Here is a 264-nt window from a genome sequence, read left to right as displayed (position 1 = left end):
GAAACAGGATCGAGCACATCACAAAATATGACCAAAGTTGATTGGGACAAAAAAAGGATCAATGTGGGCTGTTTCTGGATCTGGCATCAAAACCATGTCGGATTCATTGATTGTTTTCCATCCAGAAATTGAAGAACCGTCAAACATAACGCCATCGCTAAATGTATCTTCACTGATTTCTGCAATATCCATGGTAACGTGATGCAACTTTCCTCGTGGATCGGTAAAGCGTAAATCAACAAAGCGGATGTCATTGTTGTCAAT

General features: G+C 40.2%; 1 pseudogene. It reads right to left on the bottom strand.

The window, feature by feature from the left end:
• Positions 1 to 264 (bottom strand): annotated as a pseudogene (locus BN200_RS08435) (glutamine synthetase); the annotation flags it as partial.

The organism is Bartonella senegalensis OS02, from assembly GCF_000312545.1.
GTDB lineage: Bacteria > Pseudomonadota > Alphaproteobacteria > Rhizobiales > Rhizobiaceae > Bartonella > Bartonella senegalensis.
This window is presented reverse-complemented; position numbering and strand designations above follow the sequence as displayed.